Genomic DNA, 21994 nt, shown 5'->3' on the forward strand with positions numbered 1-21994 from the left:
GCCCGCCGCGGCGGGCGAGCACCGGGATCTGCGGCCGGTGCCGGCCCGGGGACGGGCGCCAGGGGTCGCGCCGGGCCAGGGCGCCGGCGAGCGGGAGTGCGTGCCGCGCCGCGTAGAAGCGGCGGCCCCGGAGTTCGGCGCGGGTGCGCGGCCGGAACCTGCGGTCCCGGTCGCCTCCGTGGCTGCGGTAGCCGTCGTATCGGATATCGCTGCTCAGGATCGCGGCGGCCACCGACCGGGCGGCACGGTCGTTCCGGGCGGGTACGGCGAAGTCCGATCCGGCGCAGTACATTTCGATTCCACAACGCGGGCAACCGTACCGCACCGTCACACGTGGATCCGCCCCGGCCCGCCGACTCCACTGCTTCGGCGATATCCGGAAGGACGCGCAGACGTAGTGCGTCCGGTATCGGTACGACCTGTTTCGCACATGCCGCGAAGGTAACCCGCCCCACCGGTGAACATCGCGCAATATGCTCCGGAGCGAGCCGTATCCACCCCGGTTCCGTCCACCGGGGTGGATACGGAGGGAGGAGACCGTCATGGTGAGTCGCCGCGCCCGGGCACTGTCGGTATTCCTGCGGGTCACCCGCAAACGCGGTATGGCGACCGCCGAGCGGGCCCGGACCGCGATGGCCGAGCCTGCCGGCGCGCACACCCCGCCGCGGTGGCTGGAGCGCCGGCACCGGGTCGAGGCCCGCCTCGTCGACGGGTTCCCGTGCTACCGCGTGACACCCCGGACGACGCCCGGATCCGGGAAGGTCGTGGTCTATCTGCACGGCGGCAGCTTCTTCCGGGAGATCAGCCGGTGGCACTGGCGGTTCATCGATCGGCTCGTCGCGGCCGGGCACCGGGTCGAGGTACCGATCTATCCGCTGGCGCCGCGCTACACCTACCGGTCGGCGCGGCCGTATCTCCTCGCGGTGTACCGGGAGGTGATCGCCGCGGTGGATCCCGGGCGGGTGGTGCTCGCCGGGGATTCGGCCGGCGGCACGCTGGCCCTGCTGCTCGCCCAGGCGCTGCCGGCGGCCGGGCTGCCCGGTCCCGCGCGGCTGATCCTGTTCGCGCCGTGTCTCGATATGCGCCTGTCGGCTCCGGAGATCGACCGGGTACAAGCGGACGATCCGTGGCTGGCGCGCCCCGGTCTGCTCGAGGCGGGACGCGTCTGGGCCGGCGGGGACGACCTCGGGCGTCCGGAGCTCAGCCCGATCAACGGCCCGGTGGACGCGCTGCCGGAAACGGATCTCTTCGTCGGCACGCACGACATCCTGTACCCCGACGCGCGCGTGTTCGCCGAACGCGCCGGCGCGCGCGTGCGCCTTCTCGCCGAACCCGGTTTGTTCCATGTGTATCCGCTCGCACCGGTCCCCGAGGCGCGTCCCGTGGTGAAAGCGGTCCTGACCACCCTGAACGCCCTGTGAACTTCCGCGCTGCCGGGCGTCGCCGGGGCGTGTCGCGCACCCGCGGACGCGGAAACGCCGGGCCGCCGGGGGAACTCGTGAACAGCCCGTGAACGTCCACGGAATTCGATTGTTTCGACCGTGACGATGCATCGCGGAGCAAAGCGCGGTACCGTACCCCGGCGTGACTACTTGTCTGCCATCGAATCACCCGAGGCGGGAGCCGCAATGACTGTCGAACCGCCACTCGAGGACGATGTCACGCAACTGGCTCAGCGCGTCGAACACGCTCGGGGCCGCTTGGCCTACCAGTTCGACCCCGCCCTCACCGAAGCACTGTCGGAATCGGAGCTACGCGCCGAACGCGAACTCGCCGAGCGCATCCGCGAACAGGAGCGCGGGCAACGCTGGAAGGAGATCCAAGCGGTCGCCTCGGCCAACGATCGGGCCAGGCAGACCACCGAGCAGATCGAGAAGGCGGATATGCGCGACCTCTTGCTCGCCCGTAAAGCCATCGCCGCTCAGCGCCGGGAGTCCAGTCCGCACGCCAAACTCGCTTCGCTGTACCGGCATCGATCCTGGTCGTTGCGCGCACTGGCCGGTGTGGTCGGCGCCGGGATGCTTTGGTCGGCCGTCAACGTGCAGCAGAACATCGCGCCCACCGGCCCGACCGACCCTCTGTTCTGGTTCAGCTACCTGCTGGAAGCGATGATCAGTGTCTGCCTGATCATCATCATGATCGGTACCAACAAGGTCGCCGAGTGGGGAGTGATCAACAACCGGAAGCAGACGGCCGCCGCCGAGATCGCGCTGCTCGCGCTGACCATCGGGTTGAACACCTACCCGTATCTGAGACTCGGCGAATGGTACGACGCGGCTGTACACGCGGTCGCCCCCGTGATGATCGGTGTCGCACTGCTCATCCACGACGCGGCGAGTGCCCGGTACGGTATGGCGATCCTGCGGGCCACCGAACAGGTCCGGGTGCTACCCGATCCGGCGGATCAGATCCGCAACAACCTGCCCCGGGTGAGCCTGCGCCTGGACCATGCGAAGGCAGCGGCCACGCTGCCGGTGACCGAGGCCGCGCCGCAACCGGCAGCGCTGGAACCGGGTGGTAACAAGACATCGGGTACCGCATCGAGCGGTTCGGCCTTCCGGTCGGACAGCAAGGGTGGTGATATGGGAAAACGCCGGTCGGGGGATCTGGCGGAGGTCACCTCGGGATTGATCGGACGGACCAGCTCGCTGCTCGATGAGATGGCCGCCAATTCGCCACTGTTCGACGGGGATTCGGTAACCACCAGGACCGCCGACACCACCGACAAACTTCCGGTGCCCAAGCCCAAGAAGATCTCGGGGTTGGGTAAGAGTTCCTCGGACGGGGCCAGGAACGGTTCCTCGGACGGCCCCAAGGGCAAGATGTCCGGGGACAAGGAGACCGACGAGTTCCTCGATGTCGTGCGCTCCTCCGACGGCTACGACACCGGCCAGTTCCGGGTCGCCGACATCCTCGAGCAGGAGCTCGCCGAACTCCAGGCGGAGCGCCGCCGCGCCCGTTCCGGTCGCACCCGCAGCGCCTCCACCAACGGCGCCTGAGCCCCGGTGCGCGACCCGTGGGCTCCACGGGTCACCACCGGTGCCGGCTGCCGGGATCGCCGCTACCGTGGTGGGAGACGGTGAGGAGGCACGATGACCGAGCGCAAACCCGTCGGTATCGACTTCGAGTCCTGGGTCGATCGCAAGATCCGGGAGGCCGCCGAACGTGGTGACTTCGAGAACCTCCCCGGCGCCGGTGAACCGCTACCGGGCGCCGGAAATCCCTACCACGACGAGAACGCGTGGTTGCGCGACTATCTGCGTCGCGAAGGTGTGAGCGGCGACGCGATGCTGCCCCCTTCGCTGCTGCTGCGCCGTGATGTGGAGCGCTTACCGGAGACCGTCCGCGACGTGACGTCCGAACACGAGGTCCGTGCGACGGTCGCCGAACTCAACCGGCGCATCGTCGACGGCTGCGGCTGCCCACCGGCCCACAGGTGCCGATCGCGCCGGTGGACGCCGACACGGTCGTCCGGGAGTGGCGGGAGCGGCCCGCCCGGGTGGACGTCGCGGTCCCGGCGCCGCGCCCGGGCATCGCGGGGCCCGGCCCCGCGCCCGGGGTGCGCCGGTGGCGCCGGATCTTTCGCCGCCGCCGAGCCCGAACCGGCCCGGAACACCGCGACGGTGCGGTTGTATGGACGGATGGATTCAGCGACCCTCGCCGACCGGCTCGAGATCACCGATCTGCTCACCCGCTACGCCACCGCCGTCGACAGCAAGGACTGGGCGCTGTACCGGACGGTGTTCACCGCCGACGCGCAGATCGACTACAGCACGGCCGGCGGCCCGGTCGGCGATCTCGAGACCGTGGTGGCCCAGCTGACCGAACAGCTGAACCTGTTCGTCCGCACCCAGCACTTCATCTCGAATATCGCGGTCGACCTCGACGGCGACACCGCGAAGGTGCGGGCGATGTTCTTCAACCCGATGATCGTGTCCCCGGGCAAACAGTTCACCTGTGGTGGCTGGTACAACCACGACCTGGTCCGCACTCCCGAGGGCTGGCGCAGCACCCGGCTGCTCGAGGAAGCGGCCTGGTTCGACGGTATCGAGGCCGCGTTCTCCCCATAGAGGCCACGTCATCCGCTCAACGCGGTCTCGGTGCGTTCGCGCTCGCGTAGCTGCCGCGGATGCAGTTCGTATACGGCGAAGGCCGATCGGATGACCGGCTGGGCGACATTGCGGACGCGGATACCGCCGGGTGTGGTGCCGCGTTCGCATCCGGCGTGGGCGTGCCCGTGTAGCGCCAGATCCGCCCGATGGGTGTCGATGGGTTCACCGAGTAGGTAGGAGCCCAGGAACGGGTAGATCTCCCGCGGTTCACCGTGCAGGGTGTCGCTGACGGGGGAGTAGTGGGTGAGGACCACTGTGACATCGGTGTCCAGCTCGGCCAGCGCGGTATCGAGCCCGGTGGCCAACTCCACGGTGTGCCCGGCGAACTCGCGCATCAGGGGTTCGCCGAACACGCTGGCGCATTTCCCGGCGAACCCGCCGCCGAAGCCCTTCGTCCCGGCGACCCCCAGCGTGCGGTCGCCGATCGTGACCGTGGTGGCGCTGCCCTCGAGGACCGTGATGCCGGCCGCACCCAGCATTGCGGTGATCTCGTCGGAGAGGTCGCTGTGATAATCGTGGTTGCCGAGTACCGCGATGACCGGGACGCCGAGATCGGCGAATTCCCTGGCCACCACCTCGGCTTCGGGCATTGTCCCGTGGTTGGTCAGATCACCGGCCAACAGCAGCACATCGGCGTGGTCCGGGAGGCCGCGCAGTGCCGGACGCAGCAACCCCCGCGAATCGGTTCCCAGGTGGACATCCCCCACAGCGGCGATCCGCATCGGTGCACTCCCTTCCGCCCGGTGTCAGTCACCGAGGTCCTCGCATTCGCCCGGGCCGGGCGTCGCGGTCACGTGTACGTCGTTGTGGATCTGGACGTCCGGTGCGATCTCGTGCACCACGTCCTCGAGCCGGCGCCGACGCTGCGCGGTACCCACTTCGCCGTCGAGTACCACCACATCGCCCCGGATCCGTACGCGTACGCCCTGTTCGGCGCAGCGTGGATCCTCGGTCAGTGCCCGGTGCAGTTCGGCGGCCAGATATTCCGGTGGCCGGCCGGGCGGACGGTTCTGGGTTTCCGACATCTATCCGGCCTTTCCTGAGGTTCGATCATCGGCGTGGGTGTCGGCGATGCCCAGATCGTCGATCAACCCGAGAAACGCCCGCGCGTAGGGCGAATGTTCGGTCTGGGCGCGCACCGACGGCCAGTCCACCTGTTCGCGCAGATCGCGGGAGATACGTAACAGCGGGCTCAGGTCCAGCCGGTGTGCGTCGAAGACCAGCAGTTTGTCGACCAGCAGGTCGGTGCCGTGCACCACCGGCGCCATCGTCGGTCCCACCCGCATGAGTTCGGCCCGGGCCAACAGGGCGTCGTCGACCTCGCGGTTGTTGGGCCGGTGGATGACGTCGATGAGAGTATCGCCGTCGTAGGCCTTGGTGAGCCAGTCCTCGGCCGCGTCGGCGATACGCAGTCCCGCCCGGGCGAGTTCGCTGCGCGCCCGGCTGCTGTCGGCGGGTTTGACGAAGATATCGACGTCGTGGTCCGAGGGCGGTCCGCCCCGGGCGTAGACCGCGCAGCCGCCTGCCACGGCGAAGGGGACGTCGTGGTGCGTCAGCGCATTCGCGGCTCGCGTCAGCGCATGGAGCAACTGCTGAAGGGTCGGAGCCATACGGGGCGGCTACCCGCATACGGCGCCGCCAATCAGCTCACGACCGCGATCACCAGGGCCACCGCCACCACCGCGAACACCGCGACCAGGGCGATCGTCAGCACCACCGCCAGGACCCCGGTCGGCGGGAAGTGATGCCGGGTGGCCGGCTCTTCCGCCGACAACCCGGAGGTCTGCGGGGTGTCGGGTGGTGTGGAACCCGGCGGCACACCGCCGCCCGGTTCCAGATCAGGGGTTTCGGCGGGGTCGGGATCCATGGATGACATACCCTCTACCTCCCGTCTCGGTCCTTTCCGGAGCGCCGGGCCCGGCGGCGATGGCTCGTATCGCACAGCGGGTAGCTCCCGGAACGTTTGCAGGTACACAGCGCGACCAGGAAGCGGTCGGCCGGCACGTGGTCGCCGTCGGGGGTGACCACCTCCAGCGGGCCCTCCACCAGAGCCGGGCCTTCGGCGGTGAAGGTGATCCGGCGCACCCGGTCCGTCCCCTCCGGTGTCGTGGCGTCCGGCGCGGGCCGCGGGCCGGCGCCGACGTCCTCCGCCGCACCGTAGTCCGGCGGAGCGGAGGCGGCGTGGCGGATGGCGGCGAGCAGTTCGTCGGGACCTGCCGGTGTGTCAGCGGGTTCGGTCGGCACGGATCACCACCAGTTCCTCGTGTTCTTGTTCGGGCTGGATCAGCCCGCGCTCGCGCAACCACTCCTGCCGGTCGCGCATCACCGGCCCGAACGGGATGACGGTGCGGGCCACCACGGTCGCCTTCAGCCCGCCCGTACGCAACCGGGTCAGGGTAGTGGCGATCCCCGAGACCGCGGAGTGCACGATCAGCGCGGTACCGCCGACCCGGAGCAGCTGCGGCATCATCTCGCACAGCGGGTCCAGCAGATGGCGGCCGTGCCAGCCGGCATCCCAGGCGCGCGCCGGTCCGTCCTCGGGCGGATGTGTTTCGCTGGGCACGTACGGCGGGTTGGCGACCACCACGTCGAATGTCCGGCCCTCGATCACCTGGGTGACGTCCCCGCACAGCAGTTCCAGCCGCACGCCGTACAGCCGGCTGTTGAACCAGGCCGAGGCCAGCGCGGCACGCGACAGGTCCACCGCGGTGACCGCCGCCGCCCCCGACCGGGCGGCGTGGATCGCCAGCGCACCGGTTCCGGTGCACGCGTCGAGGACCCGCGCGTCGCGCGGCAGGGCCGCATCGGTCATCGCACGGGCCAGCAGCCGGGTATCCGGCTGGGGACGGTAGACGCCGGGAACTCGGACGAACACCGGATTCACCCTTCCGTCGTCCGCAGCGAGCTCGCGCCCGCGCGCCAGCGGCCGAGCATCTGCTCCGCGCACCGGTCCTCGAGCAGATCGGTCGCCTGGATGCCGAAGACGACCGATTCGGCCAGCTCGGGTTCGCGGGCCAGCAGATCGTCGAGCACCTCCCGGCGGACGACCTGTTCGTGGACGGCGTCGGCGGTCACATGCTCGCTGTAGAAGCGGACGCAGTCCGGGTGGGCGGAGAACCGCCGCAGCGCCTCGACCATGAGTTTCGAGGCCGGTGAGGAGGTGATCTCCACCGCCGCGAAATGGCCCACGACCGCCCCCCGCAGCGAACGGTGCAGGCCGAACAGCGACATCATGTCGACCAGGGCGAGCATGGACGCGGGAACGATGTCCAGATAGTGCAGATAGCCGTCGGACAAGCCGGCGCCGCGCAGCAGGTCGGCGTAGAGGCGGGCGTGGACGCGATCCCCGCGACCGCCGCCGAACTCGTCGAACTCGATCGCCACCAATCCGGCCTTCGCCCGCCCGCGCAGACGCGGTATCACCCAGGCCACCGGATCGGCCTCTTTGTGGTGGTAGATCGAGCGCTGGACGAAGTACTCGCGCATCTGCCACCAGGACCCGTCGTCGCGCAGCCGGCCCGGTACGCCGCCGGCCACCGGTACGGTGAGCAATCGGTCCAGTTCCGCGGTGACATCGGTACCTCCGGGCACCTCGGCGCGCAGGGTGGCGAGGAACCGGCGCTCGAGTTCCGCGCGTAATCGCAGCAGCCCCGGGTCCCACTCCCAGTCGGCGTCGACCCCGCGCAAACCTTGATAGTGCAGCTCGTAACAGGTGTGCAGGGTCAGCTGGAAATCGTCACCGTAGGGATCGAGGTCGTCGGGGACCTCGGGTACCGGCCGTCCGGGCGCTTCCCGCAACAACGGCAGCACGGCCGCCGACAGCGGGCCGCGGGCCACGGGGAGCGCGGGCGCGCCGACGGCGGCTCCGCGCGGGGTGAGTGTTTCGACCATGGTTCGCCTTTCACAGGCATCGGGCGGACCCCTGGAGAGGGTGGCGGGAACACGCCGCGGGTTCAGTCGGCCGGGTAGGGCGCGCCGCGCAGCGCCCGCGCCAGATGTGCCGCATTCCGGGCGGCGGTCGCGTTGGTGGAGGCCACCGCATCGGGGATCTTCTCCAGGTCCAGGTAGTCGACCCCGCTCATGGCCTCACCGTTCCAGTAGGTTCCGCCCTGCGCGGGCACGGTGTAGCCGATGTCGTTCAGGCCCTGGAACAGGTCGGCGGTGATCTTGTGGGCGCCGTCCTCGTTCCCCACCACCGCGGTCAGGGCGACCTTCCCGAACATGGCGGGCCGCCCCGCGTCGTCGGTTTCCGACAGTTCGGCGTCGAGTCGTTCCAGCACACGTTGTGCGACCGAGGACATATGACCGACCCAGGTCGGCGTCGCGAACAACAGGATATCGGCGTCGGCCACCCGGGCCCGGACACCGGGCCATTCGTCGCCGTCACCTTCGTCGGCACTGGTACCGGGCCGGATATCGTGGTCGACGACCCGGATCACCTCGCCCGACACATCGTGTTTCGTGAGTTCGTCGAGCACCTGCCGGGCCAGTAGATCGCTACTGGATTCGGTGGGTGAACTCTTCAAGGAGCACACCAGTGCCACCGCGGTCAGAGAAGCCATTCCGGAAACCTCCGCCCCTGTTCGGTCGGCCGGTCCGACCCGGCCCTGTGCCTCTGCGCAATAGCCGGTCGTTCGAGGGATAAACATCTCCATCCGGCCGTCCGGGGGTGCCGGTGATCGGATATGCCGGGGTCGGCGGCGGTGTACACGGTCGGCCGACCGTGCCAGAATGGTCGACAGGTTGAAAACATGCAGCCGATCCCGGTGCCGCGTATCCCGGTGCCCGGGTTCGATGAGCGGGAGACGTTCCCATTCCGATATCCGCCCGTCGCGCGTACGCCAACCGGAAATCCCCCACCAGCAAGGGATGGGATTGATATGTCGGTTACCACCGCCCGGTGCCAGGTCGATCAGCATCGCAAGAGCGACTCGCGTCCGGTGACCACCGGGCGCATGTGGTCGCGACGCAGGTCCGAACACCCCGAATGTGTGATCGCCCGCGTCGAAGGCGAGTTGGACGCCGTACTGCACGAAGAACTACGCACCCTGCTCGAACGATGCCGCACCGGCCTGTGCCGCGCCGTGGTCCTGGACCTGCGCGCGACCACGTTCATGAGCATCCGTGCCGCCGTCATCCTCGCCGAGGCCAAGGCCGCCGCGTGGCGGGCCGGCGTCGAGTTACGGGTGGTCAGTGGCCGCAAGGAAGTGGAACGGGCCCTCGAGGTCGCGGGAGTGCGGCCGCTGTTCCAGTACTTCCCGAGCCTGAGCAGCGCGCTCACGAGCTGAGCCGCCGCTTCCGCGCGCTACCCCGCCCCGGCCGCCGAGCGGCCGGGGCGGGTCGCTTTCCACGTTGGAACGGTCGATACTCGAGCCGTGACGCGAGAAGACGGCGTGGTCGCCGAGGAACTGCTGGACTCGATCGGGGGCGTCTCGCAGTGTGCGGGCGCCTTCCGGTTCTGGTTCGCCGACCAACGCTGGGAATGGTCGGAAGCCGTAGCCGAGATGCACGGTTACCCGGCCGCGCCGATGACGCCCAGTACCCAGCTGCTGCTCGGCCACAAGCACCCCGACGACCGCGCGCAGGTGGCGAACGCGCTGGCGAGATCGGTGGCCGAAGCGACGCCGTTCTGCAGCAGGCACCGCATCGTCGACCGCGCCGGTCGGACCAAGCACGTGATCGTGGTGGCCGATGTGATGACCGACGAGCACGGTGTCGTGATCGGGTCCACGGGCTACTACATCGACCTCACCGAGACCCTGGCCGAGGAACGAGAAGAAACTCTGCAGGACACGTTGCCGGGTCTGTACGCGGCGCGCGCGGTGATCGAGCAGGCCAAGGGCGCGTTGATGGTCGTGTACGGGATCAGCGCCGACCAGGCGTTCCGGGTCTTGATCTGGCGCTCCCAGGAGACCAACACCAAACTCCGCGCGCTGGCCGCGCAGTTGGTCGCCGAACTGCCCACGGTCGACTACGCTGCACCCGCGTTGCGTACCGAATTCGACCATCTGCTGCTCACCGTTCACGAACGGACCGACCGCGCGTGAACTGGGCGGGGTTTCGGCGATTCCGGCCGGGGTATGTGCGCATGTGACAATCAGGCCGACATCCGAAGGAAAGACGAACCGCGGCGTCACCGACGGTCACGGGCACCGACGGGACCCGGTGGGCGCCCCCGGCCGCCGGGGTGCGGCAGGAACGAGGTGGTGGTGCGCATGGGGGAGAGTGTCTCCGATTCCGTCTATACGACATCGGCGGATACGACCGTGGGCGTACGGATCCCGGCCCGGCAGGAGCAGCTGGTCATGCTGCGAGCGCTGGCCGAGACCGTATCGCTGATCGCCGATTTCGGTCTCGACGAGGTGACCGATATCCGGCTCGCCCTCGACGAGGTGGCCACGTCGTTGATTGCCGCGGCTGTTCCCGATTCGAGTCTGACCTGCGATTTCGATTACGACGAGCATCGCATGACAGTGCGCGTAACCTCGATCTCGGAGGTCGACTCCCTCCAGGACCAGGAGGGGTTCGGCTGGCATATCGTGCGGACGCTGACCCGTTCGGTCAGCGTGGAACAGCACCCCTACGACGTGGCGAGTGGTGGTTACCCGACCGATGTCGAGTTCAGCTGGTTCCGAGGAGGCGCCGATGGCGCGTGAAGGAGTGCGGGCGGACCCCGGACCTTCACGCCGTCATCGCGGCCACGACAGTTACGACAACATCGAGCCGTTGTTCGGCAAATCGGCCGCCCTGCCGGAGGACGACCCCGCCCGTGCGGAACTGCGTGCGGAGATCATGCGACGGTGCCTGCCGTTGGCCGAGCACATCGCCCGGAAATTCTCCGGCCGCGGCGAGAACTACGACGACCTGCTGCAGGTGGCCCGGCTCGGCCTGGTGAACGCGGTGGACCGCTTCGACGTCGCACGGGGTTCGTCGTTCCTGTCCTTCGCCGTGCCGACCATCATGGGCGAGGTCCGCCGGCATTTCCGCGACAACACCTGGTCGGTCCGGGTGCCGCGCCGGGTCAAGGAACTGCAGCTGAATCTGGGCCCCACCATCGAGATCCTCTCGCAACGGCTGGGTCGGGTGCCGCGGGCCAAGGAGATCGCCGCGGAACTCGAGATCGATGTGGTGGAGGTGACCCAGGCCCTCATCGCCGGCAACGCCTACCAGGCGTCCTCGCTGGACGCGCCCGCCACCGGGGAGGACAGCGACAGCTCTGCCCTGCCACTGGTGGAATCGCTGGGCGCCGAGGAACCGTCCTACGGCTGGCTGGAGGACTACCTGGCGATCGAACCCCTGCTCGAAGAGCTGTCCGACCGGGAACGCCAGGTGTTGCGGATGCGGTTCTTCGAATCCCGTACCCAGTCCCAGATCGCCGAGGAGCTGGGGGTGTCGCAGATGCACATCTCGCGGATACTCTCGCGCACCCTGGGCTGGCTCCGCGAGCAGGCGCTGCGCGATTGACGGGCGCGCTCTTTCCCGGCCCGGCGCCGCCGGGCCGGGCAGCGGTCAGCGGGTCGCGGCCGGATCCGCGCGGCCGGCGGGGGCGCGGGACAGGATCCCGCGGACGAAAGCGGCCTGCCCGGCGTGCTGGAGATCGTCGGCGATCACACTGACCAGGCGGACGCCCATGGTCACCGGCGGATCCCAGTTCGCGTCCACGACCGCGTCGAGGTCCCGGTCGACCAGCGCGCCCACGAAGCGGACCGTCCGCGCGTGCACGGCGTCGTGGTAGCCGGTGAGCAGTTCGGGCGGCGCGCTGATGCGGGCCACTGCGGCGGGCGTGTCGCCGTAACCGGTGGCTTCCCGGTCGATCGGCAGGTCGAAACGTTCGAACCAGCCGCGGCCCGTCCACAGCGATTCGGCACTCTGCAATTCCGCCAGATGCTCGTCCTGCACCCGCGTGAGATGCCAGACCAGCCACGCGATGGAATTGGCCGCCGGGTCGAGACGGTGGGACAGAGCCTCTTCGTCGAGTCCGTCCACCGCCTCGTGGACCGCACCGCGGACCCGGTCGAAGGCGTCGATGAGTATGTCGGCACTGTGCATTGCTGTCTCCGTCGCTGCTGGATCGCGCGACAACCCCTGCGCGACGGACCGGGGTGCCGCGAGCTGTCGTCCGGTATCGGCGCAGTACCACGATCGGGAATGCGCAAACGAGGGTCGCCGCGGCGAAAAAGTAGAACATGTTCTTGCCGCGCTCGTGTCACCGTGCCAAGGTGGCTGCATGGATCTGCAGGCACTCGAACTTCTCCGCGGCCTCAAGTACCGGTACTTCCGCACTCTGGATCTGAAGCAGTGGGACGATTTCGCCGCCACGCTGGATCCGGAGATCGAAGCCCGTTACGGCACCCACGCCATGGGTGAGGCGCTCACGCTCGACGGACGCGACGCGGTGGTCGGGTTCATGCGCGAGAACATGGGTCCCGGCCTCGTCACCACCCACGTGGCCAATCATCCGGAGATCACCGTCGACGGCGACACCGCGACCGGTAGCTGGCTATTCGAGGACACGGTACTGGCCACCGAGTTCGGTGTGCTGATCCGCGGCGCCGGGTACTACACCGACCGCTACCGGCGCGGCGCCGACGGGGTCTGGCGCATCCACGCCACGTCCTATGTGCGGATCTACGAATCCTCGCAGTCGCTGGCCGATACCCCCAGCCATAAACTGCTCAGCAATATGTGGGCGACCGGGGCGTAGGGGAGCCCGGTCAGGGCACCAGGACCGCGCGCCCCCGGATCCGGCCCTGTTCGAGCAGTTCGTAGGCGTGCGCGCCCTCTTCGAGGGAGAACTGCTGGGTGCGCACGGTGATCCGCCCTTCCCGGGCCAGCGCGATACTGTCGATGAGATCGCGTTTGGTACCGCCGTAGGATTTGCGCACCGTCGCGCCCCACGGCAGACCGGGGCCGCCCGCGGGGCCCGCGGTGATACCGGGATCTCCCTCGCCCAGCCCGATCATCCGGTAGGCGCCGTTGGGTCCCACCGATTCGACCGAGAGCTTCGCGGTCGCGTCCACACCGACGAAGTCGAATACCGCTTCTGCGCCGCGGCCGCCGGTCATGGCGAGGATCCGGGACGCGGTGTCCGCATCGGCGGGAAGACCCTCGTGCGCACCGCATTCCGCCGCCAGCTCGAGCTTGTCCGGATCGGTGTCCACCGCGATCACCCGCACCGGGGTGACCGCGCGCAGGATCTGGATCCCGACGTGGCCGAGTCCACCGGCGCCGATCACCACCGCCGTGGCCCCGGGGTAGAGCTGATCGCGGGCGCCGCGGATGGCGTGATAGCTGGTGAGCGCCGCGTCGGCCAGTGGTGCGGCGGCGACGAAATCCAGCTCGCCGATGGGGACGAAGGAGGTGGCCGGAACGGCCACGTACTCGGCCATACCGCCGTCGGGTCCGAGGCCCGGACAGGGTGGCATGGCGACCCGTCCGGCCGCCCGGCACACATTCTCGTTACCACTCGCGCATTCCGGGCAGTGCCCACACGACCAGCACAGATACACCACACCGCGTACGCCGGTCGTCCGCCCGGCGACCTGGTCGCCGACCGCGGCGACGGTGCCGGCGATCTCATGGCCGAGGGTCAGCGGGTCTTCGCGGACCTTGAAGGGGAGGTGGAGTACATGCAGGTCGGAGTGGCAGAGCCCGGCGGCGCCCACCCGGATCAGCAGCTCGCCCGGACCCGGTTCCGGAATCGGGACCTCACGTATCTCCAGGGTGCCGGGTTCGGTGAGTTGCAGCGCTCTCATGGGTGACCTCCCGCTCCGGCCGACTATGGCGTGCCTCACAAAGTAGGCCCCTCCGCCGAGGGCTGACAAGAGTTGATTTTTATTGACACCTGTCAAATTCATGCCTAGGGTCCGTGTGTGACCGGTATCACCCGGCTCGTCGGCCGAAATACCGGCGTAGTGCTCGAGGAGGTCGTATGTCTCAACCCACCGTCGCTGTCATCGGGGCGGGTATCAGCGGCCTGACCACCGGGAAGATGCTGGGCGACTACGGTGTTCCGTACACCTGTTTCGAAGCCTCCGACCGTATCGGCGGCAACTGGGCGTTCGGTAATCCGAACGGCCACTCCAGCGCCTACCGCTCCCTGCACATCGACACCTCGAAATACCAGCTCTCCTTTCGCGACTATCCGATGCCGGAGTCCTATCCCGACTTCCCGCACCACACCCTCATCAAGGAGTACCTGGAGGGCTATGCCGCGGCCTTCGACCTGAAACGCGCCATCGAATTCGGCAATGCCGTCGAACACGCCCGCCCGGCCGCGGGCGGTGGCTGGGATATCGAGACCGGGACCGGCGAGACCCGCCGATTCGATCTGCTCGTGGTCGCCAACGGGCACCACTGGGATCCCCGCTTCCCGGATTTCCCCGGTGAGTTCACCGGGGAATCCATCCATTCCCACTCCTATATCGATCCGCGCACGCCGCTGGATCTGTACGGCAAGCGCATCCTGATCGTCGGCATCGGCAACAGTGCCGCCGATATCGCCGTCGAGCTGTCCTCACGCAGTACCGAGAACGAGGTGTGGTTGTCGACCCGGTCGAGTGCGTGGGTGGTGCCCAAATACTTCGCCGGTACTCCGGCCGACCGTTATTTCCGCACCGTCCCCTATATACCGCTGTCCTGGCAGCGGAAGATCACCCAGATCTTCACGCCGTTCGTCTCCGGAGATCCGGTGAAATACGGTCTGCCCGCGCCGAACCACAAATTCTTCGAAGCCCATCCCACCCAATCGGTGGAACTGCCGCTGCGGCTCGGCTCCGGTGATGTGGTCGCGAAACCCGATGTGAGCCGGTTGGACGGCGCCACGGTGCATTTCGAGGACGGGACGGCGAAGGATTTCGATGTCATCATCTACTGCACCGGATACAACATCACCTTCCCTTTCTTCGATCCGGCATTCCTCAGTGCTCCGGGCAATCGGATAGCCCTCTACAAGCGGATATTCACACCGGGTATCGACGACCTCGCCTTCGTGGGATTCGCCCAGCCGTTTCCCACGCTCTTCCCGTTCGTGGAATGCCAGGCGCGGCTGGTGGCCGCGTACGCGGCCGGGCACTACCGGCCGCCGCCGGTGGAGACGATGCACCGGGTCATCGAAGCCGATCAGCAGCGGTTCACGGGTCATGTGGTGGACCGTCCCCGGCACACCCAGCAGCTGGACTACTTCGTCTACGAACGGGACCTGCGTCTCACCGAACTGCCCGCCGGGCTGCGCCGGGCCCGGGCCCGGGGGCCGGTCCCGCTGGGACGGGCGGGATGACCGCACGGTCGCGCACCGATCGCCGGGCCCCGCAGCGCGGCGATCAGCGGCGTAGCGCGTTGTTGACGGCACTGGACGAACTGCTGCGCGACAACGGTGGCCGGCTCGAGCCCATCAATATCGCCGAGATCTCCCGCCGTGCCGGGCTCACCCGATCCGCGTTCTACTTCTATTTCGAGAACAAGGCCGCGGCCGTGGCCGCCGCGCTCGAGGAAACCTATGAGGAAGTATTCGCGCTCAACGATATTCTCGTCGGCGCCGGCGAACCCGCCGAGCGTATCGAGCGGACCATCCGCGGACTCGTCGAGTTCTGGGATCGCAACCGTCATCTCTACGGCGCCGTACTGGCCGCGCGCAGTGCCCCGGGCGTGCGCGAACTGTGGGAGTCCGATCGCCAGGCCTTCATTCCGTCCATCGCGGCCATGATCGAGGCCGAACGCGCCGGCGGTCGCGCCCCGGCCGGCGCTGACGCCACCGCCGTCGCCGATGTCCTGCTCCTGCTCAACGAGCGCCTGCTCGAGCGACTGACCTTCGACGTGGAACTGGACCGGGAAAGCTATATCGAATCGGTGGTCAGCGTCTGGCTGCGGTCGATCTACGGCGCCGGACCCGCCGCACCCAGCACAGCGAGGAACGATTCATGACTCTGCGCGAGACCCCGGGCCCGGCCGATACCACCGCCGTGGCCACCGTGACCTTCCGCTCCGGCGGCGAGGACTGTCACGCGTGGCATTTCCCCGCCGCGTCCGCCGAGTTCGACGGCCCGGCCGGTCGTCCGGTCGCGGTCATGGCGCACGGTTTCGGGGGAACCAAGGATTCCGGGCTGGAACCGTTCGCGCGGGCCTACGCCGCGGCCGGAATAGACGTCCTCGCCTTCGACTTCCGGTACTTCGGTGCGAGCGGGGGCCGGCCGCGGCAGCGGGTGCGTATGTCGGAACAGTTGGCCGACTACCGGGCCGCGGTGCTGGCCGCCGCGCGATTACCGGGCATCGACCCGCGTCGGGTGGTGCTGTGGGGCGTCTCGCTGTCGGGCGGTCATGTATTCGCCGCCGGTGCCGCCGCTAGCGCCACACCGGCCGACTCGACCGCCGTCCGGGCCGCTCTGGCGGCGGTCGTCTCGGTCACTCCGCTGGTCGACGGCCGGGCAGCGGGTGTCCTGGCGGTGCGGGAGAGTGGTGTCGCGGGAGTACTGCGCGGAGCGGTCGGCGGTGCCCGGGCCCGGCTGGCCGCGGCCTTCGGCGGTAGCGGGCTCATCCCGCTCGTCGGACGGCCCGGGGAGGTCGCCGCGCTGACATCGGAGGGTTATTACGACTCCTACCGCGCGCTCGCCGGACCCACCTGGCGAAACGAGATCGACGCGGGTGCGCTGGCACAGCTTCCCGGTTACCGGCCCGCGCGCGCGGCCGCCGAACTGAACCTTCCCGTGCTCGTGCAGATCGCCGATTTCGATCGGGGCGCACCGCCGCACGCCGCGGCGCGGGCGGCGTTCGCGGCGCGGGCCGAGGTACGTCACTATCCCTGCGACCACTTCGGTATCTGGCCGGGCAATCCGTTCTTCGATGCCGCCGTGGCCCACCAACTGCTGTTCCTGCGCCGGCACCTGGCGGCAGCGGAGAACGGGACACCACCCGCGCCCGCGGCTCGCTGATACCGGCGTCCGTGGCGGGTGAGTGCTCTCACTCCCCGGCGGCCGCAGCCGCCGGGATCCCCAGCGCCCGAATACAACAGCATTGACCTGGGGTGATCGGCGAGCCGGGCCCGAGCCGGGCCCGTGTCGGTCAGCGGACCATCGGGCAGGGTACCGGCCTGCGGTAGCGTCTGCGGCACCCCGGCGGTGTGCGGCGACACAAATTGCAGGCAGATAACACCAGTTGTGAATGCCCTTACGTTCGCGAAGATTCGGCATATCGTCGGGCGGGTAATACCCGGTGTCGGCGGTGGTTGTCGCGGCCGCCGGCCCCTGATAGATACACAGGAGCAGAATGAGTGCCAAAACCGAACTCGTCCGCGAACTGAACGGACCCACTGCCGCGTCGGAAATGCTGTCCGACTCCGAGATCCAAGATCTGCTCGGATTGTTCCGCAGTGCCCAGCAACAGGAGAAGGACCTGCTCATCGAAGCCGTCAACGGCATGATCCGGTTCTTTCCCCCGCCGTTCCGGACGATCACCCGCCGGATCATGTTCGGGGACAAACTCGAAGGATGAGCGATCTGGTCACCCGCGCGCAGATGATCCTGCTCGCGCGCACGCTACACGTGCCTGTCGAACGTATCGCCTACCTCGAACGACTCGGCGCCGATCACCTGCACGAACTCGAGCAGCGTATCTCGGGCCGGATCTTCGAGTACCACGGTGAGATGTTCAAACGGATCGGACGCTTGATCCCGATCATCCCGCTCACAGTGTCGCTGCCCCTGGTACAGCGCATCGTGCCGCCCATGATGACCGGCCGGGCGGCCGGAGCGGTCGGCGTCGAATATCCCGATGCCGCCGCCGAGACGCTCACCATGCTGAAGACGGAGTACGCCGCGGACTGCACCCCCTATGTGGATCCCAAGGCACTCGGCGAACTGGGCGACATCATGGCCTCCGAGCCGCTGGTCGCCATCGTGAACGAGGTCCTACGCCGCAAGGACCACATCACCGTCGGACCGTTCCTCGAATACGCCAAACCGAAATTCGTCGAGGCGGTCGAGCACGGAACCCTGGACGACGAGGGCATCATCTTCTCCGCCGCCTACGCGTATTCCGCGCCCGCGATCAGCAACATACTGCGCCAGTTGCTGGACGGCCGGTCGCGACGGGTCCCGCGCATGATGGAGACGGTGCTGGCCGGTTCGCCGGAATTGAAGGAGGCGGCGATCTCGGTGATGTCGCGGGCTTCCCGGGACGTGGTGTCCGAGATCGGGGATATCCTGCTCGCGATCGCCAGTCCGGAAGCGCTGGGCAAACTCGCCGCCCACGTCATCCAGAAGGGCGCGGCGCCGGAACTGATGACCTTCGTGTCGAAACTCGGTAACCCGGCCCTGCAACGGATGGCGATGAATCCCATCTTCGCCAATACCGCGGCGCTCACCGCGATCGTCGAATCCCTGGTCATCGCGTTCTACCCCGGACCGTGGCGGGGTCTGCTGCTGCTGGCCGAACGCAGCCACCCCGACGTGCAGCGCTATATCGTCGGTCTGCTGGTGCGGATGCCGCCGGAACGGATCGCCGAACTGCCGGAGATAGCCAACGCCGACGACCTCTGGCCGGAACTCCTCCGGTTGGTGGCTCTTGCCGATCATCCCTCGCAACGCCGGATCGGCGCGATCTGGGCGGGCTTGTCGGCGGAACGGAGAGCCGGGCTGCACCGGCGGATCGCCGAACTGCGGCTGGACGCGCAACTGGCCGGAATCGTCGAGGAGATGCCCAACATCTCGGTGGAGGAGGTGTTCTACCAGCGTCGGCGGCGCGGGCGGCGACGCGGCTCGACGCCTGGTAGCTGGAGTGTCGCCTGAGCGGGTGAAGGTTGCTGTGTGATCGCCGGGCCGGGTCTCATTTCGGCACGTCCCCGGTGATTATCGCCCACGGCTCGGGATATTCGGTTACCTTGGTGAAGGTCTCTGATTTCGCTCGGAATTTGCTATCCCTCGCCGGATGCGGCGGCAAATCGACGAAAAGAGGTCGGCACGAGATGAGCAACGGACAGTTCCTCCATCGGATATGCCGTACGGCCGCGCTCGCCGGTATCGTGGCGGCCGCGCTGGCGCCCACCGCGCCCGCGCTGGCCGAACCCCTCTGGCCGAACGGGCCGGATGTGCCCGGTGCACCGGCCGTCATCCCGGCGCAGGCGCCCTGCTCACCGGCGGCCCGGGCCTGCCTGCGACTGTCCAGCAACGAGGTCTGGTTGATGGACAACGGCATTGTCGTCTACGGGCCGACGCCGATGTCACACGGTATGCAGGGCTTCGAGACCCCACCCGGTGTCTTCCACGTCGCGTTCAAGGAGCTCTACCACTGGAGCACCATGCACAACGCCCCGATGCACTACGCGGTGTTCTTCAACGGCGATATCGCGTTCCACATCGGGCCGGTGGAACACAAATCACACGGGTGCATCCGCTTGACCGAACCCGGCGCCGTCGCGGTCTACCACTACCTGAACCCGGGTGACGTGGTCGAAGTCGTGCCCTGATCTCTCCGGATGAACCGGTCCGGGCCGCGCCGCCCGGACCGGCGACCCGGTCCCCGGGTCGCGCGTCCGGTTTCGTACGCTATGCCCCATGTGGATCATCGTGGCTGTCGCCGTCATCAGTTGTGTTCTCATCGCGATCGGCTTCGCGCTGGGTCTGCCGGACTGAGCTGCCGCCGGTCCGCGTATCGGCCCGCTCCACCGTGGAGGGATACGCCGCACTTCCGGGCACCGGGCGGATCAGTCGGTGCCGTCCCGCGGCGATTTCCGATCGGGGTGGTCGACCGCCACGGGACGCAGTAGCGCCCAGGCCACGAAGGCCGCGGCGACCACCACCAGGCCCAGTCCGGCCCACAGGTTCACATTGATACCGCCGGTCTTGGCCTCCTCGTCGACGGTGTCGTGAACCAGTCCGGTGATCACCAGGATGACGCCGTAGAGGCCGAGCAGGCTGCCGACAATGGTGCGGATATCGAAGAGCACGATGGTTGTCCTATCCGGTGACGATATTGAGGACGATCACGAGCACCAGCGCGATACCCGCCAGCAGGACCGGGCGCTGATACCAGGGCAGGGTGGCGGCCTCGGGGTCGGTGCGCAGTTCGCGCGGTGTCTCCGAGTAGACCAGCCCGACCAGCTCGGCGGCCGGTTTCGGTGCGGTCACCAGCGTGACGGCCACGCTGACCAGGATATCCACCACGAAGGCTGCGCCGGCGGCCACGAAGCTCACGCCCTGGCCCGACAGTGAGAACACCTCGGTCTCGTTCAGTACGAAGATGGTCACCGCCACCGCGGTACCGGCGACCAGGCCGGTCCAACCGGCCGTGGGAGTCATCCGTTTCCAGAACATGCCCAGGATGAAGGTGGCGAACAGCGGGGCGTTGAAGAAACTGAACAGCGTCTGCAGGTAGTCCATGATGTTGCTGAACCCGCCGGCGATGAAGGCGGTGAAGATGGCGGCGACGGTGGCGCCCACCGTGGCCAGCCGCCCCACCCGCAGGTAGTAGCCGTCGGATTTGTCCTTGACCACGTACTGCTGCCACAGGTCGATACTGAACACCGTGTTGAAGGCCGAGACATTGGCCGCCATACCGGCCATGAACGCGGCCAGCAGGCCGGCCAGGCCCACCCCGAGCAGACCGTTGGGCAGCACGTCCTTCATCAGATAGAGCAGCGCCTGGTTGTAGGTGACGTCGCTCTCCACATCCGGGTTCGCGGTGACCGCCGCCTTGTACTGGGCCATCTGCGGAACCAGGACCGCGCTGATCATGCCCGGGATGATGACGATCAGCGGGATGAGGATCTTCGGGTAGGCGCCGATGATCGGGGTGCGACGCGCGGCGGCGATGGAGTGGGTGGCCAGTGCACGCTGCACTTCGACGAAGTTGGTGGTCCAGTAGCCGAAGGACAGGACGAATCCGAGGCCGAACACGATGCCGAGGACGGACAGGAAGTCGTTGGCGAAGCCCGACAGCGCGTTACCCGGCCAGGAGTCCAGTTGTTCGGGACCGCCGGGGGAGGCGGCCACCTTGTCCTGCAATCCGTCCCAGCCACCGACCCGGTGCAGGCCGATCAGGGTCAGCGGGAGCAGCGCGGCCACGATGACGAAGAACTGCAGCACCTCGTTGTAGATCGCCGCCGACAACCCGCCCAGGGTGATGTAGGAGAGCACGATGATCGCCGCCGCGATCACCGCGACCCACAGCGGCCAGCCCAGCAGCACATTGAGGATGGTGCCGAGCAGATAGAGGTTGACTCCGGCGATGAGGACCTGGGCCACCGCGAAACTGAGCGCGTTCACCAGATGCGCACCGGTACCGAAGCGGCGGCGCATGAACTCCGGCACGCTGCGCACCTTGGAGCCGTAGTAGAACGGCATCATCACCACGCCCAGGAAGAGCATGGCCGGGACCGCGCCGATCCAGAAGTAGTGGAAGGCGGGGAAACCGTACTCGGCGCCGTTGGCCGACATGCCCATGATCTCGACCGCGCCGAGGTTGGCCGAGATGAACGCGAGGCCGGTGACCCAGGCCGGTAGGGACCGCCCGGAGAGGAAGAAGTCCATACTCGACGACACCCGTTGCCGGGCCAGTAGCCCGATACCGAGGACGAAAACGAAATAGAGGGCGACGATCGCGTAGTCGACGGGCTGGGCGTCGAGCCGCAGTACCTCGCCTTCCGCGACCAGTGAAACGACCTCGTGGGATAGCTCGTGCTGCGACATACGACGTTCTCCTCGAAGCGGTCCCGGACAACCGCGCGCAGCTCGCGTCATCGCTTCTACCGATGGCTGGCCGCACTACCAGACCGGCTCTGGTGTATCGAAAGTACCGTGTTGGACGATCGACCGGGCGGTGTCGGCGGAATCGGGCGTGTCCGTGAAGAGGAAGGAGTCCCGCTGGGTGGCCGTCGCCCGATTGCGCGCGCC

General features: G+C 68.1%; 27 protein-coding genes. 14 read left to right on the top strand and 13 right to left on the bottom strand.

The features are described 5' to 3' along the window. A partial coding sequence (locus tag ABZV91_RS23425) for a hypothetical protein (RefSeq protein ID WP_355245431.1) occupies window positions 1-292 on the bottom strand: 292 nt, incomplete at its 3' end. Between the two features lie 250 nt (window positions 293-542). Between ABZV91_RS23425 and ABZV91_RS23430 the strand changes: the two genes are divergently transcribed. The 3 genes from ABZV91_RS23430 to ABZV91_RS23440 all read left to right on the top strand — a co-directional run bounded on the left by ABZV91_RS23430 (window position 543) and on the right by ABZV91_RS23440 (window position 4070). Beyond that, on the top strand, window positions 543-1421 hold the full coding sequence (locus ABZV91_RS23430; RefSeq protein ID WP_355245434.1) for an alpha/beta hydrolase: 879 nt from the start codon (window positions 543-545) through the stop codon (window positions 1419-1421). A gap of 207 nt (window positions 1422-1628) precedes the next feature. After that, the gene (locus ABZV91_RS23435; RefSeq protein WP_355245437.1) at window positions 1629-2999 is read left to right on the top strand and encodes a hypothetical protein; all 1371 of its coding nucleotides are present in this window, start codon (window positions 1629-1631) and stop codon (window positions 2997-2999) included. Between the two features lie 93 nt (window positions 3000-3092). After that, window positions 3093-4070, top strand: a complete 978-nt coding sequence (locus ABZV91_RS23440) for a DnaJ family domain-containing protein (RefSeq protein ID WP_355245440.1) — start codon at window positions 3093-3095, stop codon at window positions 4068-4070. An 8-nt stretch (window positions 4071-4078) separates the two neighbouring features. Here the strand turns inward: ABZV91_RS23440 and ABZV91_RS23445 are convergent, their stop codons facing one another. The 8 genes from ABZV91_RS23445 to ABZV91_RS23480 all read right to left on the bottom strand — a co-directional run bounded on the left by ABZV91_RS23445 (window position 4079) and on the right by ABZV91_RS23480 (window position 8674). After that, a complete protein-coding gene (locus ABZV91_RS23445; protein WP_355245443.1) occupies window positions 4079-4834 on the bottom strand; it encodes a metallophosphoesterase in 756 nt (251 codons plus the stop codon). 24 nt (window positions 4835-4858) lie between these two features. Then, entirely contained in the window at window positions 4859-5137 is a 279-nt protein-coding gene (locus ABZV91_RS23450) for a BON domain-containing protein (protein WP_355245446.1), read from the bottom strand. Beyond that, window positions 5138-5722 carry a hypothetical protein gene (locus tag ABZV91_RS23455; RefSeq protein ID WP_355245449.1) on the bottom strand — a complete coding sequence of 195 codons (585 nt, stop codon included), beginning with the start codon at window positions 5720-5722 and terminating at the stop codon, window positions 5138-5140. It abuts the gene before it with no gap. A 32-nt stretch (window positions 5723-5754) separates the two neighbouring features. After that, entirely contained in the window at window positions 5755-5988 is a 234-nt protein-coding gene (locus ABZV91_RS23460; protein WP_355245452.1) for a DUF6480 family protein, read from the bottom strand. 5 nt (window positions 5989-5993) lie between these two features. Continuing rightward, window positions 5994-6356, bottom strand: a complete 363-nt coding sequence (locus ABZV91_RS23465; protein ID WP_355245455.1) for a CDGSH iron-sulfur domain-containing protein — start codon at window positions 6354-6356, stop codon at window positions 5994-5996. Then, a complete protein-coding gene (locus ABZV91_RS23470; RefSeq protein WP_355245458.1) occupies window positions 6337-6987 on the bottom strand; it encodes a HemK2/MTQ2 family protein methyltransferase in 651 nt (216 codons plus the stop codon). Before ABZV91_RS23470 ends, ABZV91_RS23465 begins: the two co-directional genes overlap by 20 nt. A 5-nt stretch (window positions 6988-6992) precedes the next feature. Further along, window positions 6993-8003, bottom strand: coding sequence for an iron-containing redox enzyme family protein (locus tag ABZV91_RS23475; protein ID WP_355245461.1), 1011 nt, complete (start codon window positions 8001-8003; stop codon window positions 6993-6995). Between the two features lie 62 nt (window positions 8004-8065). Further along, on the bottom strand, window positions 8066-8674 hold the full coding sequence (locus tag ABZV91_RS23480) for an NAD(P)H-dependent oxidoreductase (RefSeq protein WP_355245464.1): 609 nt from the start codon (window positions 8672-8674) through the stop codon (window positions 8066-8068). 318 nt (window positions 8675-8992) lie between these two features. On the opposite strand from ABZV91_RS23480, the gene ABZV91_RS23485 reads away from it, so the two are divergent. The 4 genes from ABZV91_RS23485 (at window position 8993) to ABZV91_RS23500 (ending at window position 11576) form a co-directional block, all read left to right on the top strand. Then, entirely contained in the window at window positions 8993-9400 is a 408-nt protein-coding gene (locus tag ABZV91_RS23485; protein WP_355245467.1) for an STAS domain-containing protein, read from the top strand. Between the two features lie 105 nt (window positions 9401-9505). Further along, window positions 9506-10159 (top strand): PAS and ANTAR domain-containing protein, encoded by a 654-nt coding sequence (locus ABZV91_RS23490; protein ID WP_355245561.1) that lies wholly within the window; start codon window positions 9506-9508, stop codon window positions 10157-10159. Window positions 10160-10327: 168 nt separating this feature from the next. Further along, window positions 10328-10768 (top strand): ATP-binding protein, encoded by a 441-nt coding sequence (locus ABZV91_RS23495; RefSeq protein WP_063058950.1) that lies wholly within the window; start codon window positions 10328-10330, stop codon window positions 10766-10768. Further along, window positions 10758-11576: a SigB/SigF/SigG family RNA polymerase sigma factor gene (locus ABZV91_RS23500; protein ID WP_355245470.1), complete on the top strand. Its 819-nt coding sequence runs from the start codon at window positions 10758-10760 to the stop codon at window positions 11574-11576. The genes ABZV91_RS23495 and ABZV91_RS23500 overlap by 11 nt, the downstream gene beginning before the upstream one ends. A 45-nt stretch (window positions 11577-11621) precedes the next feature. Here ABZV91_RS23500 and ABZV91_RS23505 read toward each other — a convergent pair whose 3' ends face one another. After that, complete coding sequence (locus tag ABZV91_RS23505; RefSeq protein WP_355245473.1) at window positions 11622-12161, bottom strand: DUF664 domain-containing protein; 540 nt, start codon at window positions 12159-12161, stop codon at window positions 11622-11624. A gap of 178 nt (window positions 12162-12339) precedes the next feature. Between ABZV91_RS23505 and ABZV91_RS23510 the strand changes: the two genes are divergently transcribed. Further along, complete coding sequence (locus ABZV91_RS23510) at window positions 12340-12816, top strand: nuclear transport factor 2 family protein (protein ID WP_355245476.1); 477 nt, start codon at window positions 12340-12342, stop codon at window positions 12814-12816. Window positions 12817-12826: 10 nt separating this feature from the next. Here ABZV91_RS23510 and ABZV91_RS23515 read toward each other — a convergent pair whose 3' ends face one another. Further along, window positions 12827-13867: an NAD(P)-dependent alcohol dehydrogenase gene (locus tag ABZV91_RS23515; RefSeq protein ID WP_355245478.1), complete on the bottom strand. Its 1041-nt coding sequence runs from the start codon at window positions 13865-13867 to the stop codon at window positions 12827-12829. Between the two features lie 176 nt (window positions 13868-14043). On the opposite strand from ABZV91_RS23515, the gene ABZV91_RS23520 reads away from it, so the two are divergent. From ABZV91_RS23520 to ABZV91_RS23545, 6 genes are all read left to right on the top strand, one after another. Continuing rightward, window positions 14044-15390 (top strand): NAD(P)-binding domain-containing protein, encoded by a 1347-nt coding sequence (locus ABZV91_RS23520; protein WP_355245481.1) that lies wholly within the window; start codon window positions 14044-14046, stop codon window positions 15388-15390. After that, window positions 15387-16034, top strand: a complete 648-nt coding sequence (locus tag ABZV91_RS23525) for a TetR/AcrR family transcriptional regulator (protein WP_355245483.1) — start codon at window positions 15387-15389, stop codon at window positions 16032-16034. The genes ABZV91_RS23520 and ABZV91_RS23525 overlap by 4 nt, the downstream gene beginning before the upstream one ends. Next, the gene (locus tag ABZV91_RS23530) at window positions 16031-17038 is read left to right on the top strand and encodes an alpha/beta fold hydrolase (RefSeq protein WP_355245486.1); all 1008 of its coding nucleotides are present in this window, start codon (window positions 16031-16033) and stop codon (window positions 17036-17038) included. The genes ABZV91_RS23525 and ABZV91_RS23530 overlap by 4 nt, the downstream gene beginning before the upstream one ends. Window positions 17039-17372: 334 nt before the next feature. Next, window positions 17373-17597, top strand: coding sequence for a hypothetical protein (locus tag ABZV91_RS23535; protein ID WP_030521223.1), 225 nt, complete (start codon window positions 17373-17375; stop codon window positions 17595-17597). Continuing rightward, window positions 17594-18892 (top strand): hypothetical protein, encoded by a 1299-nt coding sequence (locus ABZV91_RS23540; RefSeq protein WP_355245489.1) that lies wholly within the window; start codon window positions 17594-17596, stop codon window positions 18890-18892. The genes ABZV91_RS23535 and ABZV91_RS23540 overlap by 4 nt, the downstream gene beginning before the upstream one ends. A gap of 176 nt (window positions 18893-19068) precedes the next feature. Next, window positions 19069-19569, top strand: coding sequence for a L,D-transpeptidase (locus ABZV91_RS23545; protein ID WP_355245492.1), 501 nt, complete (start codon window positions 19069-19071; stop codon window positions 19567-19569). A gap of 237 nt (window positions 19570-19806) precedes the next feature. Here ABZV91_RS23545 and ABZV91_RS23550 read toward each other — a convergent pair whose 3' ends face one another. Then, on the bottom strand, window positions 19807-20049 hold the full coding sequence (locus ABZV91_RS23550; protein ID WP_355245494.1) for a hypothetical protein: 243 nt from the start codon (window positions 20047-20049) through the stop codon (window positions 19807-19809). A gap of 10 nt (window positions 20050-20059) precedes the next feature. Beyond that, the gene (locus ABZV91_RS23555; RefSeq protein WP_355245497.1) at window positions 20060-21790 is read right to left on the bottom strand and encodes a sodium:solute symporter family protein; all 1731 of its coding nucleotides are present in this window, start codon (window positions 21788-21790) and stop codon (window positions 20060-20062) included. Between the last annotated feature and the right edge of the window lie 204 nt (window positions 21791-21994).

It is taken from the genome of Nocardia sp. NPDC004568, assembly GCF_040609955.1.
Lineage (GTDB): Bacteria > Actinomycetota > Actinomycetes > Mycobacteriales > Mycobacteriaceae > Nocardia.